This window comes from Nakamurella flavida, assembly GCF_030811475.1.
Lineage (GTDB): Bacteria > Actinomycetota > Actinomycetes > Mycobacteriales > Nakamurellaceae > Nakamurella > Nakamurella flavida.
Window position 1 is genome coordinate 3,605,463 of record NZ_JAUSQV010000001.1, and the last position, 15,925, is coordinate 3,621,387.

Annotated in this window: 10 protein-coding genes; 3 read left to right on the plus strand and 7 right to left on the minus strand. The window is 75.1% G+C overall.

Going from position 1 to position 15,925, the window contains the following annotated elements; all coding sequences use genetic code 11:
- Nucleotides 1-2 precede the first annotated feature (2 nt).
- From J2S58_RS15985 to J2S58_RS15995, 3 genes are read left to right on the plus strand one after another with little or no spacing between them, the layout of a single operon-like run.
- Entirely contained in the window at nucleotides 3-935 is a 933-nt protein-coding gene (locus tag J2S58_RS15985; RefSeq protein ID WP_205256403.1) for an ABC transporter permease, read from the plus strand.
- Nucleotides 936-940: 5 nt separating this feature from the next.
- Nucleotides 941-2,014, plus strand: coding sequence for an ABC transporter ATP-binding protein (locus J2S58_RS15990; protein ID WP_205256402.1), 1,074 nt, complete (start codon nucleotides 941-943; stop codon nucleotides 2,012-2,014).
- Nucleotides 2,011-3,207 (plus strand): ABC transporter ATP-binding protein, encoded by a 1,197-nt coding sequence (locus tag J2S58_RS15995; protein WP_205256401.1) that lies wholly within the window; start codon nucleotides 2,011-2,013, stop codon nucleotides 3,205-3,207. The genes J2S58_RS15990 and J2S58_RS15995 overlap by 4 nt, the downstream gene beginning before the upstream one ends.
- Here the strand turns inward: J2S58_RS15995 and J2S58_RS16000 are convergent.
- From J2S58_RS16000 to J2S58_RS16030, 7 genes are all read right to left on the minus strand, one after another.
- Entirely contained in the window at nucleotides 3,141-4,070 is a 930-nt protein-coding gene (locus J2S58_RS16000; protein ID WP_205256400.1) for a thiopeptide-type bacteriocin biosynthesis protein, read from the minus strand. The two genes, J2S58_RS15995 and J2S58_RS16000, sit on opposite strands and share 67 nt — an antisense overlap.
- On the minus strand, nucleotides 4,063-6,489 hold the full coding sequence (locus J2S58_RS16005) for a hypothetical protein (protein ID WP_205256399.1): 2,427 nt from the start codon (nucleotides 6,487-6,489) through the stop codon (nucleotides 4,063-4,065). The genes J2S58_RS16000 and J2S58_RS16005 overlap by 8 nt, the downstream gene beginning before the upstream one ends.
- The gene (locus tag J2S58_RS16010) at nucleotides 6,482-8,101 is read right to left on the minus strand and encodes a SagB/ThcOx family dehydrogenase (RefSeq protein WP_205256398.1); all 1,620 of its coding nucleotides are present in this window, start codon (nucleotides 8,099-8,101) and stop codon (nucleotides 6,482-6,484) included. Before J2S58_RS16010 ends, J2S58_RS16005 begins: the two co-directional genes overlap by 8 nt.
- Nucleotides 8,102-8,171: 70 nt before the next feature.
- Nucleotides 8,172-10,505 carry a TOMM precursor leader peptide-binding protein gene (locus J2S58_RS16015; RefSeq protein WP_205256397.1) on the minus strand — a complete coding sequence of 778 codons (2,334 nt, stop codon included), beginning with the start codon at nucleotides 10,503-10,505 and terminating at the stop codon, nucleotides 8,172-8,174.
- Nucleotides 10,506-10,627: 122 nt separating this feature from the next.
- On the minus strand, nucleotides 10,628-12,376 hold the full coding sequence (locus J2S58_RS16020) for an ATP-binding cassette domain-containing protein (RefSeq protein ID WP_205256396.1): 1,749 nt from the start codon (nucleotides 12,374-12,376) through the stop codon (nucleotides 10,628-10,630).
- The gene (locus J2S58_RS16025) at nucleotides 12,373-14,559 is read right to left on the minus strand and encodes an ATP-binding cassette domain-containing protein (protein WP_205256395.1); all 2,187 of its coding nucleotides are present in this window, start codon (nucleotides 14,557-14,559) and stop codon (nucleotides 12,373-12,375) included. Before J2S58_RS16025 ends, J2S58_RS16020 begins: the two co-directional genes overlap by 4 nt.
- A 56-nt stretch (nucleotides 14,560-14,615) precedes the next feature.
- The gene (locus J2S58_RS16030) at nucleotides 14,616-15,923 is read right to left on the minus strand and encodes a cytochrome P450 (protein WP_205256394.1); all 1,308 of its coding nucleotides are present in this window, start codon (nucleotides 15,921-15,923) and stop codon (nucleotides 14,616-14,618) included.
- Between the last annotated feature and the right edge of the window lie 2 nt (nucleotides 15,924-15,925).

Here is a 15,925-nt window from a genome sequence, read left to right on the forward strand (position 1 = left end):
TGATGGCCGTCTACGGCACCGCCCGCAAGGAGCGGATCGACACCCTGGTGCAGGCCGACGACGCCGGCGTCTCGGTGCTCCGGGACGCCTGGCGGCGGCTCAAGGTCTCACCGCTGTTCTGGGTCGGCGCGGTGATCATCACCCTGTTCGTGCTGCTCGCGATCGTGGCCCCGTTCATCGCCCCGCACGACCCGGCCGCCCAGCTGCTCATCGGACAGACGTCCCGGGCCCGCAACCAGATCGCCCCGCCCCAGCCGGGCTATCTGCTCGGCGGGGACACCTTGGGCCGGGACCTGTTCTCCCGCCTGGTGATCGGCAGTCGGCAGACCCTGCTCGTCGGTGTGCTGGCCACCGCCATCGGCCTGATCGGTGGGTTGGCGCTGGGCATCCTGGCCGGCGCGTTCGGCGGCTGGGTGGACACCGTGGTCATGCGGATCGTCGACGTGCTGCTGTCCATCCCCAGCCTGCTGCTGTCCATCTCGATCGCCGTGCTGTTCACCAGCCCGAACCTGACGAGCGTGATCATCGCCGTGTCCGTGGTGCAGATCCCGGTGTTCGCCCGGCTGCTGCGCGGGCAGATGCTCGCCCAGCGGGACTCCGACCACGTGCTGGCCGCCCGCGCGCTGGGCGTCAAACGTGCGCCGATCGTCTTCCGGCACATGCTGCCGAACTCGATCTCCCCGGTGATCGTGCAGTCCACCCTGGTGGTGGCCATCTCCATCCTGGACGCCGCCGCGCTGTCCTTCCTGGGCCTGGGGTCGCAGGACGCGTCCACACCCGAATGGGGCCAGATGCTCGGCGAGGCCCAGGATCGCATCGACTCCCATCCCGGGCTGGCCTTCTGGCCGGCCGGGGCGATCATCGTCATCGCCCTGGGGTTCACCCTGCTCGGCGAGTCCCTGCGGGACGCCCTCGACCCGAAGAACCGGCGGTGACCGCGATGTCGTCCCCCTTGTCGTCCCCCCAGTCACCCTCTCCGTCGGCCTCGGGTTCCGGGGCGCTGCTGGAGGTGGACGACCTCCGGGTGGAGTTCCGTCGCCGCGGGCTCGATCCGTTCGTCGCCGTCGACGGGGTGAGCTTCGCCGTCGCCCCCGGCCAGACCGTCGGCCTGGTGGGGGAATCCGGCTGTGGGAAGTCGGTGACCTCGCTGGCCATCATGCGGCTGCTGGCCGGGCGCAGCACCCGCATCTCCGGCCGCGTGGGATTCGAGGGCACCGACCTGCTGACGCTGTCCGCCGGACAGATGCGGGATCGCCGCGGACGCGACCTGGCGATGATCTTCCAGGACCCGATGTCGAGTCTGAACCCGGTGGTGCCCATCGGCATCCAGGTCACCGAGGTGCTGGAGCGGCACCGCGGGATGAAGCGGTCCGTGGCCATGCGCGAGGCCAAGGACCTCCTCGACCAGGTCGGCATCCCCGACCCGACCCGCCGCCTGAAGGAGTACCCGCACCAGCTCTCCGGGGGCATGCGCCAGCGCGCGCTGATCGCGATGGCCCTGGCCTGCCGACCGCGGCTGCTCATCGCCGACGAGCCGACCACCGCGCTGGACGTCACCATCCAGGCGCAGATCCTGGCCCTGCTGAAGTCGCTGGTCGTCGAGCACGGCACCGCACTGATCATGATCACCCACGATCTGGGGGTGGTCGCCGGGCTGTGCGACGAGGTCAACGTGCTCTACGCGGGCCGGGTGGTGGAACGGGCCGAACGGCACGACCTGTTCGCCGCCCCGCAGCACCCGTACACGCACGGGCTGCTCGCCTCCATCCCGCGGCTGGACGACACCTCCGGGGATCGGCTGGTACCCATCCACGGGTCGGTGTCGGACAACATCCCGTGGTCGGGCGGCTGCGCGTTCGCGCCGCGCTGCTTCCGCGAGATCGACACCTGCCGACAGGTGCGGCCCGAGCTCGTGCCGGCCCCGGTCGACCCCGGCGGCCACCTGCTGCGCTGCCACCACCCGGTCCCCGTCGGTGAGCCGGGCGCGCTACTGACGAAGGGACCGGCGCGATGAGCCAGGCCGGCGGGGTCGACCCGCTGCAGACGTCCGGGCTCACGCCGCTGGAACAGCAGTACGCCGGGGCGGTGGACGGCGGCGCCCTGCACGAGCAGGAGCTGGCCGAGGGCACGGCGGGTGCCCCCGCGGCCGAGCTCAGTGCCGCCACGGCGGGCGCGGACATCCTGCTGGAGGTGAACGACCTGGCGGTGCACTTCCCGATCCGCCGGGGGGTGTTCGTCGAGAGGACCGTCGGCTACGTGTACGCGGTGGACGGGGTCAGCCTGGCCGTGCGGCGGGGCGAGACCTACGGACTGGTCGGCGAGTCCGGCTGCGGCAAGACCACGCTGGGCCGCGGCATCCTGCGTCTGGTCGAACCGACCGCCGGGTCCGTGCTGTTCGACGGGGAGAACATCGCCGAGCTGAAGGCCGAGCCGCTGCGCCGGGCCCGCCGCCGCATGCAGATGGTGTTCCAGGACCCGCTGTCCTCGCTGGACCCGCGACAGTCGGTCCAGTCGATCCTCGTCGAGGGGATGAAGGCCCACGGGCTGGCCGACTCCACCTCCGCCACCCAGACCCGGCTGCGCGAGCTGCTCTCCGCGGTCGGTCTGCCCACCAGCGCCCTGCGCAAGTTCCCGCACGAGTTCTCCGGCGGGCAGCGGCAGCGCATCGGCATCGCCCGGGCGCTGACGGTCAACCCCGACCTGATCGTGGCCGACGAACCCGTGTCGGCGCTGGACGTCTCGGTGCAGGCGCAGGTGATCAACCTGCTCGAGGACCTGCAGGCCGAGCTGGGTCTGACCTACCTGGTCATCGCCCACGACCTGGCCGTGGTCCGGCACATCGCCGACCGGGTGGGCGTCATGTATCTGGGCTCGCTCGTGGAGGAGGCGACCAGCACCGACCTGTACGCCGACCCGCTGCACCCGTACAGCCGGGCCCTGCTGTCCGCCGTCCCGGTGCCCGATCCGGTCGTCGAGGACACCCGGGAACGGATCCTGCTCACCGGTGATCTGCCGTCGCCGGCCAACCCGCCCAGTGGGTGCCGGTTCCACACCCGCTGCCCGTGGCGGCAACCCACCCGGTGCGACACCGAGCGGCCGGCGCTGCTCGAACTCCAGCCCGGCCATCGGGTCGCCTGCCACTACGCCACCGAGATCGCCTCCGGTGCCATCACTCCCGTCGACCGGAGCGCCACGGTCTTCGGCTGATCGGCGCCGGGACGGTCGGCCCCCGGCGCACCTTCCCGCCAGAGGCTGCGGGCGACCGCGGCCTCCTGCGAGGGCAGCAGGCCGAGCCGGTTGTCCTGCAGATGCAGGTGGTGGTGCAGGGTCAGCCACCGGGAGTGTCCCCACCGCGCGGGGTCGGCGCGGTCGATCTCGGCCCAGAACGCCGCCGCGTGCGCCCGGATGATCGGGCCGATCCCCGGGCGGGCAGCTGCGGCGTCCAGCTCCGCGGTCAGCGAGCCCCGGGGGGCGGCGGTCGCGAACGCGGCGCCGGGCGGGCCGCCCGGTCCGAGACGGCCCCGCCCGGACCAGTACCACGCGTAGGAGTACAGGAACCCCTGGCGCTGCCCGGCCGGCAGCCCGGCGGTGACCGCCCGCAGGTGCAGGGCGCCGAGGGTGCGGGTGGGGACGTCCGCCCGGTGGGCCAGCAGATCCATCGCGGTGCGCGTGCCCAGGACCGACAACCGCTCGGCCAGCGCCACTCCCGCCGGACCGCCGAACTTGCCGTACTCCGGGGTGTGCAGCCGTTCGACCACTTCCCGGGGCGGTGCGCCCGGTTCGGCGTCCCGGAGCCGGTCGATGAGCTCCGTCCCGGCGGCGGTACCCGCGGCCCCGTGCACGCGCAGCCGCAGGTGCGGACCGCCGGCGTCCAGGTACCGCAGGAAGAACCACCCCGCCGGCCGGTGCCGGTCGACCCACGGGCCGACCCGGTCGCGGAGCACGGTCTCGGTCTCGGCGAGTGCGGTGAGCCCGATCCGCAGGTACAGCCAGTCCGTGGCCGTGGCGACCGCGTCCGGAGGGGGAGGGGACGCACCCGGTGCCGGACGGCGACCGACGACCTCAGCCATGGTCGAGCACCGCCAGGTACTCGGTGACGTGCGCGGCGGGCCTCGCCCCGGTTCCTGCCCCGGTCGTCGCCCCGGCCGACTCCGCCCGTCCGGGTAGCGCCTCGGTGATCGTCCACGGGCCGGGCGGTGTCGGCTCGGCGAACTGGGTGAGCACGGTCAGCGGGTGGTCCAGGCTGACCCAGCGCGGCTTGTCCCGCCCGCCCCGGCGTACGAAGCACTCCCGGGGGAGGTCGTGGCGCCGGAAGAACCGCTCCACCTCCAGCAGGCCCGGAACACCCCGCCGCGCGGTCCGGGTCGGCCAGTGGGACGCGGCGAGGTGCCAGGCGGCCCGCCGCAGCACGGCCCCGGCGCGTTCGACCCGGGGGACCGCGCGGACACCGGCCGCGGTCGGGGTGCCGTGGGGATCCCCGGTGTCCAGCCGCACGGTCCACGGATCGGCGATCATGGCCAGCAGGGCGGGTACCCCGCCGAGCAGGTAGGGCGGAACGGCGCCGGTGTAGACCAGGGCGGCGGGGCCGCCGACTCCGTCGATCTGCAGGGTGTCGGTGGCCGGGTCGTGGCGCAGCGTGAACGCGCTCAGCTCGACGGGGGCCGGCGTGCCGGTCGAGAGGGCAGCCGCCCGTTCGGTACCCCAGACCACCATCGGCAGGTCGGCGCACACCGGGCGCTGCACGGTGGTCCAGTCGGCGGCGGCCCCGAATTGGAACACCTCGACCGCCGGGTGCCGCGCCGCGGACAGGGCCCGCACCTGGAGTCCCAGCGGAGTGGCCAGGGCGGGTTCACCGCACCAGCGGGCCCAGCTGCCGAGCATGGCCGGGGCCACCGCGTTCAGCACCACCCGGTCGTCGGGGAGGGTCTGGAAGAACACGGCACTGGCCGGCCGGGCCAGGCTTCCGTGGCCGCGCGGCAGATCGCCGACCGGCTGCGGCCGCAGGTCCGGGGGCACCGATCGGGCCTCGACCTCGACGAGGGTGCGGACGCAGAAGTCGAGCAGCGAGGTCCGGCCGCCCGAGCCGTGCCGGCGGACGAACGACCGCACCAGGGCCCGGTAGGCCGGCGCCACCTGCACGGACCGGGCGAGGTCGCGCTCGACGCGCTGCACCGCGGTGCGGCCACCGGTGGGCGGGGCGGGCCGGCGGACCACCGTCTCGTGGGCCAGCGGCGCCTGCTCCAGCCAGTCGGGGGCGGGTGCGCCCAGCTCGGCGAAGACCTCGCGGGCGGCGGCCCGCAGCCGGTCGGTGGCCCGGACGACCTGGCGGGCGTCGGTGGCCGTGGCCAGGTCCGCCTCGGCATCGGCCGCTGCCCGCACCTGCTTGAGCACCCCCTGCGGCAGTGCCGTGCCGGCGAGCGAGTCGGGCAGGCCGGCCAGGTGCAGCGGATCCGGCAGCGACCAGGGCGTGGACACCGCGGCCGCGCCGGTGCGCACCGCCCGGGCCGGATCGGTGGCGGCCAGCCGGGCGGTGCTGGTCGGGGCGGTGCCGGCGGGGGCGGTGCTGGTGGGGGCTGAGCGGGTAGGGGCTGAGCGGGTCGGGGTGGACGCGGTCGACGGGTCGTCGGGGACCACGCCCACGGCGCCGGGCTCGTCCTGGCGGAACCAGACCCCCTGGGCGCGCTGGTACGTGGGCAGGAGGCTGACGAGAACCTGATCCACGCGGTGCACCTCGGGCAGCAGGAGCGAGGGCGGCGTGGACCCGAGCCAGGCGGCCGGATCACCCCAGCACGCCCGGTGCAGGGCCATGGCCAGCGGCCGGAAGCTGCTGCGCCCGGCCACGGGCGCTTCGCCGCCGGCATGCCTGTCGGGACCGATCGGCACTTCCTGACCGGTCGACCAACCGGTCAGCCCGAGGGTGCCCAGGCTCGAGAAGGGGCTCGGCTTCAGGGCTGCCCGGGTGAGGTACTGCACCGCCGTCCGGGTCGACCGGGACCCGGCCCGGGGATCGACGCGCCCGTCGATCAGGGTGGTGGCGAAGGCCGGGCTGGCGAAGGCCAGCCCGCGCAGCAGGTCCGGTTCGCTGAGCACCGTGATGGCGGCGCGAGCGCCCCGGTCCAATCCGGCGAGTGCGTCACCGGCGGTGGCCAGGGCATCGGTCAGCCGGTCGTGCAGCCGCACCCAGCCGAGCAGCCGGAGCGCGGAGGGAGCCGGGAGGGCGGGGGCCAGTGCCCGGGCTGCGGCCGCCACCGCCGGCGGACAGCACCCCGCGTGCACGGACCGGCGGATCGTCAGCGCGGTGCGCCGGAGTGGCGGGGACAGCCCGGGGACCAGATCGTGCAGATCGTCCGCGACCCGGGCGCCCAGGAGCGCGGCGCGGTCCGTCCGGTCGAGGACGTCGCCGACCGCGGCGACGAGGGCGGGCGCGGCGAGCACGTCCAGAGCGGCGACCGGTACGCCACCCTGCCGACCGACGAGCAGGTCACGCATCGCGCCGGCGCTCCAGGCGCCGGGCGGCGGCCAGCGGCCAGTCCGGGGACAGCCCCGGGCGCCAGTCGGTCGGCGCCACCCCGCTCGGGGCGGGGGCGGCGTCGGGGAGCGAGCCGAGGAGGAAGTCCCCCACGGAGGACTCCTGGAGGTAGTCCAGACCGAAGGCGTCGGCGGCCATCTGGCTGTCCCCGCTGCCCAACCCGCACGGGGCCAGGCCCATCGCGGTGGCCACCAGGTACATGCTCTGGTACAGCACCCCGACGTGCTTGAGGGTCACCGCGTAGGCGATGGCCTGGTACTTCCAGCTGACCCGGGCGAAGCGGGAGGTCAGGGTGATCAGCACGTCCGGGACGACGGTGCCACCGGCCGACGTCGACGCGGTGTCCAGCAGGGCGGTCTGCGCGGCCGGCGGGGTGTCCAGGGCGATCAGGGCGTGGCCGGCGGGATCGTAGTAGTAGCAACCGGTCTCCAGACCGTCGCACCGGCGGACGGTCAGGTAGAACTCCAGCTCGTAGGCCCCGCCGCCGCACGGATAGGGCCGGGACGTCGCCGCGTACGGCATCCCGGCGGTGGGTCGCGGCCCGTAGGACCCGCGCACCCGGGCCACCCGGTAGAGGAACTCGCCGAGAGCGTCCAGGCTCATCGGCGCCGAGCCGTATCCGCGGACCGATCGACGGGCCTCCATCACCTCCAGGACGCTGCCGTCGCGGTCGGCGATCTCGGTGAAGTCCGGGACGGTCAGATCGAGGCGCCGCCCCGGGGGCAGGGCCTTGACGGTCGGCTGCGGATCCAGGACGTCGACGAACGGGAAGCGCCCGCCGAACGGGGCGTCGGTCCGACCCAGCCGGGACCGGGTGTGGAACAACAGGTCCGCGAGCTCCCACTGCCGCAGGACCGGGTCGGACTCCGACGGGAGCAGCGCCGGACCGCCGGGCCCGGCGGATCCCGCAGGTCGCGTCGTGGCCCGTTCCACGATGCCGGCGCCGGTCAGCAGTTCCAGCACGGCCCGGAGTGCGGCCGGTGTCGGCTCCGGCACCGCCGGGCCGCCCGGGCTCCCGGCCGGCCCTCGGTCCAGTGCGTCGTCCACCCGTCGGCGGCGGGCCAACCGGTCGAGCAGGGCGGAGACGGCCGGGTGCCCGATGACGGCCCGGGCGCCCGTGGCCGGTGCCTGCCAGGCGATCTCGTCCCGGAACCGGTGCGCCAGGGCCAGGCGGGACAGCTGCACCTCGTCCTCGTCGCGCAGCGCGGTGGGCTGGACCGGCTCGTCGCTGCCCACCCGCTCGATCTCCAGCAGTCGCTGCCCGCCCGACACGACGGCCTGGGCCAGGAAGATGCGGCACCGGGTCAGGATGGCGGCCAGCTGCGGATCACTCCCGGGCCGTTCGCCCGGGGTCGGTGTGGTGACCGGCGTCCCGCCGATCGTCATGTGCCGCAACCGGTCCTGCGAGCTGTCGGTCACCCCGCGGAACCGCAGCACCTCCCGGCCCAGGAAGTCCAGGCGCACGGCCCCGCCGCCCTCCTCGACCAGGTCGACACCCGTCCGGAAGACGGTGCGCGCGTGCGGGACGTCGACGGCCCCGGGGGCGGCGGGACGGGACAGGGTGCTGGTCATGGCGGACCTCCGGTGCGGGGGTGGGTGGGGAGGCTGGGGTCTGGACGGGGCGGGGCGGGCGCTGGTGCGCTCAGAGGAACATCGCGACGGGGTTCAGGTCGGCCTCGGCGGTCGGGTGGTCGAGCAGCCCCAGGGCCACGGGCACGTCGTAGAGCCGGCCGGGGGCGAAGCGGGGCCAGAAGTGCCGCAGGCCCGGCACGATCACCCGGGCCACGGGCAGGCCGATGTCCGGCCGGGTGTGGTCCAGCACGAGCATCTCCAGGCCGGCGCGTTCCACCCGCTCGCGGACGACCTCGATGTCCCGGGCCAGATCGGTGGTGGACGCGTCGGTGTAGTCGGCGGCGACCCGGGCCGGCGCGTCGGACGGGGCGAGGTAGGGGTGCTCGGCCATCCGCGCCGTGGTCCACCAGTCGATCTGCGTGGGGTCGTCGAACGCGTACCGGCCGGTGGTCTCCACGTTCAGCACGGCCGGCAGGAACTGGTTCATCTCCGACAGGGCGCGGCCGATGGCGATGCGCACGTCCAGGTGGCTGCCCAGGGCGAAGAGGATGTCCTGGGCGGGCTTGTCGGGCCGGTAGGACACCGCGACGACGGTGGGCACGTCGAGATCGGTGGTGATGTCCAGGACCCACGTCCGCCGGCCCAGGCCCGCATAGGTGCGCTGCCAGTGCTCGAAGTACGGGTCGGCGAAGGAGGCCAGGTCGATCGCCGGGTGGCGGGTGCGGTTGTACCACCAGAGCGCGACCGCGTCCCGTTCCACCAGCTCGAAGAAGCCCTGCAGGACGGCGTCCTCCAGGCTGCTGCCGGCCGCGCAGCCGTTGGAGTTGGCCCCCGCGTGGAACGGGAACTCGGTGTTGCCGTAGCCGAAGAAGAGGGTGGCGGTGGGGATCAGCTTCGGGCGCTGCTGCGTCAGCGACCAGACCGGGGTCCACTCGACCGGTGCGGTCGGGTCGAGGGCGTCACCGACCCAGTGGAAGTGCGAGGGCCGGCTGTTCCACGCGTCCCGCTCGGCGAACTGGCGCTCGCTGTACTGGTGGAGCTCGTTGGGGTGCACGACGTCGGCGGGGTCGAGATCGGCCAGGGCCGCCACCTGGCGGGCCTCGTCGCCGTGGAAGACGCAGGAGTACCGCTCGATCGCCTCGCCCAGCGCGCTGGCCTTGGCCTGGATGTCGCTGATCCCCTTGCCGCAGCTGGTGCTGCGCAGACCGGCCCGCAGGTCGGCCACCGTCCGCATGGGCATCGCGAAGTTCTGTCCCGCGCTGTACGTGTGGATGCCGGGCAGGTCCATCGGGATCTTCACCAGGTGGTTGACCGGTCCGGTGACCGGGCTGACGAAATGCGCGAACCGCTCGACGAAGTCCTCCGGGGAGGTGGCCCGGTGGCCGCCGTCGGAGGTCCGGGCCTTGGGGCGGGACACCGGGACCACCGGACGGCGCTGCAACCGGGCCTGCAGCTCGGGATCCCCGCACGCCGGGCACTGCGGTCGGCGGACCAGGGCGTGCCGGTCCACCGCCGAGGTCATCATGTCCACCGACCAGACGTCGCCGATGCGCTCCGGGTCCGGCGTCGGTGCTCCTGCCCCCGCGCCGGCCCCGGTCGGGTCCGGTCGGTGGTGCCGGGCGGTGGTCCCGCTCAGCCACCGCTCGGCGTGCAGTAGCAGCAGCGAGGCGGCCAGGGCCCGGGTGACGGGGAGGTCGGCCGGCGGCGGGGTGAAGCTGCCGGCCACCGCCCCGCGCTGACGCAGGTAGGACTCGGTGAGGCTCTTGGCCTGCAGGCGGGTGGCCAGGCACTGGGCGCAGGCGGTCGTGCCGGGCACCATCAGCGGGCCCACCCACACCACCGAGCCGATGGGCTTGGCCAGCATCCAGGTGGCCGACCGGGCCAGGGCCAGCTCGTTGAGCCGGCCCACCTCGGGCCGGCGGTAGTCGTCGGTCAGCACCAGGGTCAGCCGGTGCTCGCCGATCCGCTCGGGGTCGGCCAGCCGGTGCAGGGTGCGCCCGGTGGCGGCGGCCTGGGTCAGCAGGTCGGTCGGATCGACCCCGCCCAGGGTCAGGTAGGCCAGGTCGGCGGTGCGTGCGCTGTGCACCGCGTGGTCACCGTCCAGTCCGGCCAGTTCCCAGAAGCCGGCCTGCCGGCCGTCGACCTCGGGGTCGGCGTCGACCACGTGCCCGGCGGCGAGCAGGGCGTCGAGCACCTGGTCGAGCTGGGCTGCGGTCAGCGCGCCGCCGGCGAGTTCGCGGTGCAGGGCCGTCCGGGTCCGGGACCCGTCGAGGAGCGGTGCCAGCAGGGCGATCCCGCGTCCGTGCAGACGGGTCCGGCCCCCGCGTTCGGATGTCAGGTAGATCCCGTCGCCCGGCACGGTGGTGACGGCCGCGGCGCGGGCGAACTGCAGGGTGGTGGTCATCGGGGGTCCTTCCGGTCGCCGCGGCGGGGCCGGGGCTGCTGACGGGGGCGGGCGGGCGCCGGATCGATGCCGGCGGTGCGGGTGGGAGCCGGTGGTGGTGGGCTGTGGCGGGGCGCCGGGGCTCAGGGTGGGGACCCGGCACCGAACAGCCGGGCGAACTCGCCCGGTGCGTCCAGCAGGTCGCCCGGTCGACCCACCTGGACGATCCGGCCGCCGGCCAGCACGACGACCCGGTCGGCCCCGCGGATGGTCGAGAGGCGATGGGCGACCACGATCCTGGTCAGACCCAGGCCGGTGACCGCCCGGGCGACCTGGTCCTGGGTCGCGTCGTCCAGGGCACTGGTCGCCTCGTCGAGCAGGAGCACGGCGGGGTCCCGGGCCAGCGCCCGGGCCAGCAGCAGACGCTGGTTCTGCCCGCCGGACAGACCGTTGTCCCCGTCGGAGACACGGGTGTCCAGGCCCATCGGGAGGGCGGCCAGATCCTCGGCCAGACCGGCCTTCTCGACCGCGGCCAGGGCCCGGGCGTCTGCCTGCGGGTCCGGCCCCGGTCCGTCGAGCAGATCGTCACCGGCCGGATCGGCCTGCAGGATCGCCGACCGGACGGTGCCGCGCGGCAGTCGGGCGTCCTGGGGCACGTAGCCGATCCGGCGGCGGATGTCGTCGATGTCCAGGCCACGCAGGTCCGCACCGTCGACCAGCACGGTGCCGGCGGTGGCCGGGACGAGGCCGAGCACCGCGCGCAGCAGGGTGGACTTGCCCGAGCCGGACGCACCGACCACGGCCAGGAACTCCCCGGGTCGCACCCGCAGGGTCAACCCGCGGAGCACCGGCGCGGCCGCGTCCGGATAGCCGAAGTCGGCGTCACGGAACTCCCACCCGCCGGAGAGTCCGGGCACCGACGCGGCGTGGGCCGGGACCTCGGGCTCGGCCGAGAGCACGGGCTCCAGGCGGTGCCGGGCCAGGGCGATCCCGAACAGCGCGGGAACCGCACCGGCCAGCCGGGCCAGCGCCCCGGCGAACTGCACGGTGACCACGGTGATCAGGGCCAGGGTGACCACGTCGGGGGAGACCGCCGCGGCCGTGGGCAGCAGGACCGCGAACAGGATGCCCGGGGTCGCGGCCAGCAGGGCCTCGGCCGCTTCGGCATGGCGCAGCCCGGCGTCGTCCGCGGTGCGCTGCCGGGCGAAGGCCGCCGAGAAGCGCCGGTGGATCAGCTCCTGCGCGCCGTACGCCTGCACCTCGTCGATACCGACCAGGGCCGGGTACAGCACGGCCTGCACGTCGTCGACACTCTCGAAGACGGTCCGGTCGTGGCGCTGCTGACGGCGGGACAGCTCGGTCACCACCGCGAGGACGGCCAGCGCCGCGCCGAGGCCGGCCAGGGCGATGCGCCAGTCCAGCAGGAACAGCACGGCACTGCAGGCGGTGGCGCTGATCGCGGCGAGCGCGGTGTCGATGCCCGCGGCGCCCAGCAGGGTCCGCACCATTGACACCGAGGAGGCGTGCCCGACGACGACGCGGAGCGGATGGCGGGCGAAGAACGAGGCGGGCAGGGCCAGCAGCGCCCGCCACACCGCCGACTCCACGCGGCGGTAGGCGCGGTTCTGCATCCGCCAGGACATCGCGTCGGCGGCGAGGCCGGCCGCGGCGGACAGCACGACGGCGAGCACGGCCAGCACCACCCAGCGGGTCCGGTGGCCGCCTGCGTCGGTCGCCGCGGCCAGGCCGAGCAGCGGGACGGCCAGTCCGGCGGCCGTCGAGACCAGGCCCGCCAGCAGCGATCCGGTGGCCGCGCCGGCGCTGCCCCGCAGCGCGAACCGGGTGAGGGTCGTCGCCGTGGGGGCTGACGGGAGGGTGTCGACGGTGGTCATCGGACGACCTCGGCGAGGGGCAGGGGCACGACCCGGGGTGCGGACAAGGACGGGGACAGGGCGCCGGCACCGGACTCCGGCGCGGCGGCGGGCCGCAGCACGCGCAGGGTCCCGGCGGCGAGATGGGCGACCTGGTCCTGCGGGTGCAGGGTGGGTAGCCGGTGCGCCACGGCCAGCACGGTGAGCCCCCGGTCCCGCAGGCCGGCGAACAGGGCCTCCTCCAGCGGTTCCTCCATGGCGCTCGTCGCCTCGTCCAGCACCAGCAGAGCGGGCCGCCGGACCAGCGCCCGGGCCAGGGCGATCCGCTGACGCTCGCCGCCGCTGAAGTTCGCGCCGTCCTGGGCCACCGGACACCCCGGACCGCCCCGGCGGGCCACCACGTCGGTCAGACCGGCCGCAGCCAGCGCGTCGGCCAGCCGGCCGGTCAACTCGACCGGCCCGCCGAACAGCACGTTCTCGGCCAGGGTGCCCTCCAGCAGGACGGGCCGCTGGGGCACGTAGGCGGTCCCCGACCCGGACCCGGACCCGCTGACGACGATGGATCCGCGTTGCACCGTCAGGGTGCCGGCGACCGCCTTGGCCAGACTGGACTTGCCGGATCCGGTCCGGCCGGTGAGGAAGGTGATCCGGCCGGCCGGGACGAGCAGGTCCACGTCGGCGAGGACCGGCGGCCGGAACGGGTGGTATCCGACGGCGACACCGGTCAGGGTCACGGCACTCGTCCAGACCTCGGCGGGAGGCGCCGAGCTCGGGGTCATCGCGGCCGGGTCCGGTTCGCCGTCGGCCGGCCGGTCGGCGGGCAGCGCGGTCCGGGCGTCGTGGACCTCCCGGACCCCCCGCAGACAGGCCCGCAGGGCGGCCACGTCGAATAGGCCCTGGCGCAGCAGCCCGCCGCCGGCGGTCTGGGCCATCGCGGCCAGTACGACCACGGCCAGCAGTCCACCGGGTCCGACCGTCACGGTGCCGGTACCGATGAGCACCAGCAGCAGCAGGACGACGGTCTGGTCGACGGCGGTGCCGGCCCGGCGCAGCAGCCGGCTGCGCGTCGCGCTCCGGTCCTCCTCGAGGACGCTGCGGTGGCGGGCGGCCGTCCACCGTGCGTGCAGCAGCCCGCCGCCCGCCTCGGCCTTCACCGTCTCGATCCCGACCAGGGCGCTGATGATCTCGCCGTCGCAGGCGCTGCGGGCGGCCGTGGCCCGATCGGCCGAAGCCTGTTCCGCCGCCCGCCCGGCCAGGTGCAGCAGCAGGTCGACGGCCAGGCCGGCCAGCACCAGGGGGGCGGCGGCCGGGGCGAGCAGGGTCAGGGCGACGAGCGCGGCCACGGCCGTGATGATCTGGGTCCCGCCGCTGACGAGCATGGTCGCGACCTGGAGGGCGGCGCCGTCGATGCGCTGGCTGCGGGTGGCCACCTCACCGGTGAAGCGGTTCCGGAACCAGTCCGCCGGCAGGGTGAGCAGGGCGGAGACGAACTCCTCCCCGCGGCGCGAGGAGCTGCGATGCAGCAGAGCCGATCGGGCCCGACGTTGACCCCAGTGCGCGGCCAGCGCCACCGCGGCCAACGCGGCCAGCGCGGGCCCGTGTCCGGCCGGCCCGGTCGGATCGGCCGCGCCGCGGACGATCGCCGTGACCAGCAGGGAGGTCAGCACGGCGACGGCGCCGAGCAGTACGGCGACGGCCACCAGTGCGGAACTGGACCGGGGCTCGTCGCGCCACCACTGCCGGAGCGGGGTCGGGTCGGGCAGGCGACGGATGCGCCCGGCGGCCCGCTCGGTGTCGGGGACGACCACCATGACCGGACCGCAGGCCCCGACGAACTGCCCCAGCGGCATCCGGCGTCGGCCGGTCGCCGGGTCGTTGAGGTGCACCCGGTACCCACCCCGCCGGGTCCGCCGGACCTCCTCGAGGACGACCACGTGGTGCCCGGTGAGCACGACCACGGCGGGCCCGGGGAGGGCGTGCAGCACATCGGCGTCGCCGGGCGTCCCGGTGAAGGACGCCCGGACGCCCTGCGCCCGTACGCCGTACCCGGACGCGACGCGCACCAGGTCGGCGAGATGGCTGCCGTCACGACCGGTCCCGCAGCGGGTGGTGACCTCGGCCATGGCGACCGGGCGTCCGGTCCACCACAGCAGGGAGGTGAGCGCGGCCGGACCGCAGTCGGTGTCGCCGGCCTGCGGGACCACGGGGGTGCGCCGGGACGATCGCCGGCGCGAGCGGTGATCCTGCGTCGTGGGCCCGCTCACCGTGCGCCGCCGAGGACGACCGGCAGGGCCGCCGGGCTGCGGAAGGTGAGATCGGTCCGCCAGGGCAGCGGCCGGTCGTCGGCGCGGCGCACATCCCGGTCGGCCAGCACCTGCAGGGTGGCGGTGGTCTGCACACCGGCCAGGGCGGCGCCCAGGCAGTGGTGCAGACCGAACCCGAAGGCGGCGGATCCGGCGGGGGTGCGCTCCGGGCGGAAGGCGCCGGGGTCGGGATACCGGGCGGGGTCACGGTTGGCCGCGGCCAGGCAGAGCAGCACGGCGTCCCCCGCCCGCAGGGTGGACCCGCCGATGCGCAGGTCGGTGGTGACCGTCCGGGAAGCGAAGGAGGACGGGGTGAGCACCCGGAGGGCCTCGGCGGACAGGGCGGGCGCGGACACCGTGCCGGCGCGCAGCCGGTCCCACTCGCCGGGGTGGTCCAGCAGGACGTGGACGGTGTTGGTCAACCCGGTGGTGACGGTGTCCACCCCGGTCATGAACAGCAGCAGGACCAGGCGGGTGGCCTCGTCGCGGGTGAGATCACCGGCCCGGCAGGAGGTCTGGATCCCGGCCAACAGACGTCCGGACGCTGCCGGGGAGTCCACCAGGTGCTCGGCGAGCTCGGCGAGCTCGGCGAACTCCGCGGCGTCCATCGGGTGGGCGGGGCGGTCGCCGGCGCCGGGGAAGCTGGTCTGCAGCACGGCGAGCAGTCCGGCGACCCGGGTGGTCAGCCAGCGGTGGTCGACCGCGTCGACGCCGAGCAGGTGGGCGGTGACCAGGACGGGCAGCGGTTCGGCCACGGTCGACACGAGGTCGACCGGCCGACCGTCGGCCGGACCCAGCAGATCGGTCACCAGGTCGGTGACCAGGGGCAGCAGCCCGTCGACCGCGGCCGGGGACAGGTGCGGGCCCAGGACACCGCGCAGCCGCTGGTGGTCCGGGCCGGGCAGGAACGACAGCGAGCGGGTGAAGAAGTCCACGAACCCCGGGAGCCGGTCGGCCACCTCGGCGGGGAAGCGGGCCGGGGGCATGACCAGTTCGGGTCGGGTCGACAGGCGGCGCACCGCGTCGTACCCGGAGACGACCCAGAAGTTCGGCAGGCCCAGGACGGGCGCCCGCACCGGCAGGGCGGTGAACAGGGTCTCGGCGTCGGTGCGTCGGAAGTCCGCGTCGACGAAGTACCGCCACAGATCACCGGCCAGGCCGGCGAGCGATGCGCCGTGCCCGGGACGGGGCGTCGGGTGGGCGGACCGATCCGCGGCCGGCGGACGGGGCGCCCGGCTCGGGGCGGCTGCGGTGCTGGCGGTCATGC

What these genes read in the sequence shown, in the direction of transcription:
- J2S58_RS16015 (WP_205256397.1), bottom strand. Translation starts at nt 10,505, where the DNA reads ATGACCACCACCCTGCAGTTCGCCCGCGCCGCGGCCGTCACCACCGTG.
- J2S58_RS15995 (WP_205256401.1), top strand. Translation starts at nt 2,011, where the DNA reads ATGAGCCAGGCCGGCGGGGTCGACCCGCTGCAGACGTCCGGGCTCACG.
- J2S58_RS16020 (WP_205256396.1), bottom strand. Translation starts at nt 12,376, where the DNA reads ATGACCACCGTCGACACCCTCCCGTCAGCCCCCACGGCGACGACCCTC.
- J2S58_RS16000 (WP_205256400.1), bottom strand. Translation starts at nt 4,070, where the DNA reads ATGGCTGAGGTCGTCGGTCGCCGTCCGGCACCGGGTGCGTCCCCTCCC.
- J2S58_RS15990 (WP_205256402.1), top strand. Translation starts at nt 941, where the DNA reads ATGTCGTCCCCCTTGTCGTCCCCCCAGTCACCCTCTCCGTCGGCCTCG.
- J2S58_RS16030 (WP_205256394.1), bottom strand. Translation starts at nt 15,923, where the DNA reads ATGACCGCCAGCACCGCAGCCGCCCCGAGCCGGGCGCCCCGTCCGCCG.
- J2S58_RS15985 (WP_205256403.1), top strand. Translation starts at nt 3, where the DNA reads ATGGCCGTCTACGGCACCGCCCGCAAGGAGCGGATCGACACCCTGGTG.
- J2S58_RS16010 (WP_205256398.1), bottom strand. Translation starts at nt 8,101, where the DNA reads ATGACCAGCACCCTGTCCCGTCCCGCCGCCCCCGGGGCCGTCGACGTC.
- J2S58_RS16005 (WP_205256399.1), bottom strand. Translation starts at nt 6,489, where the DNA reads ATGCGTGACCTGCTCGTCGGTCGGCAGGGTGGCGTACCGGTCGCCGCT.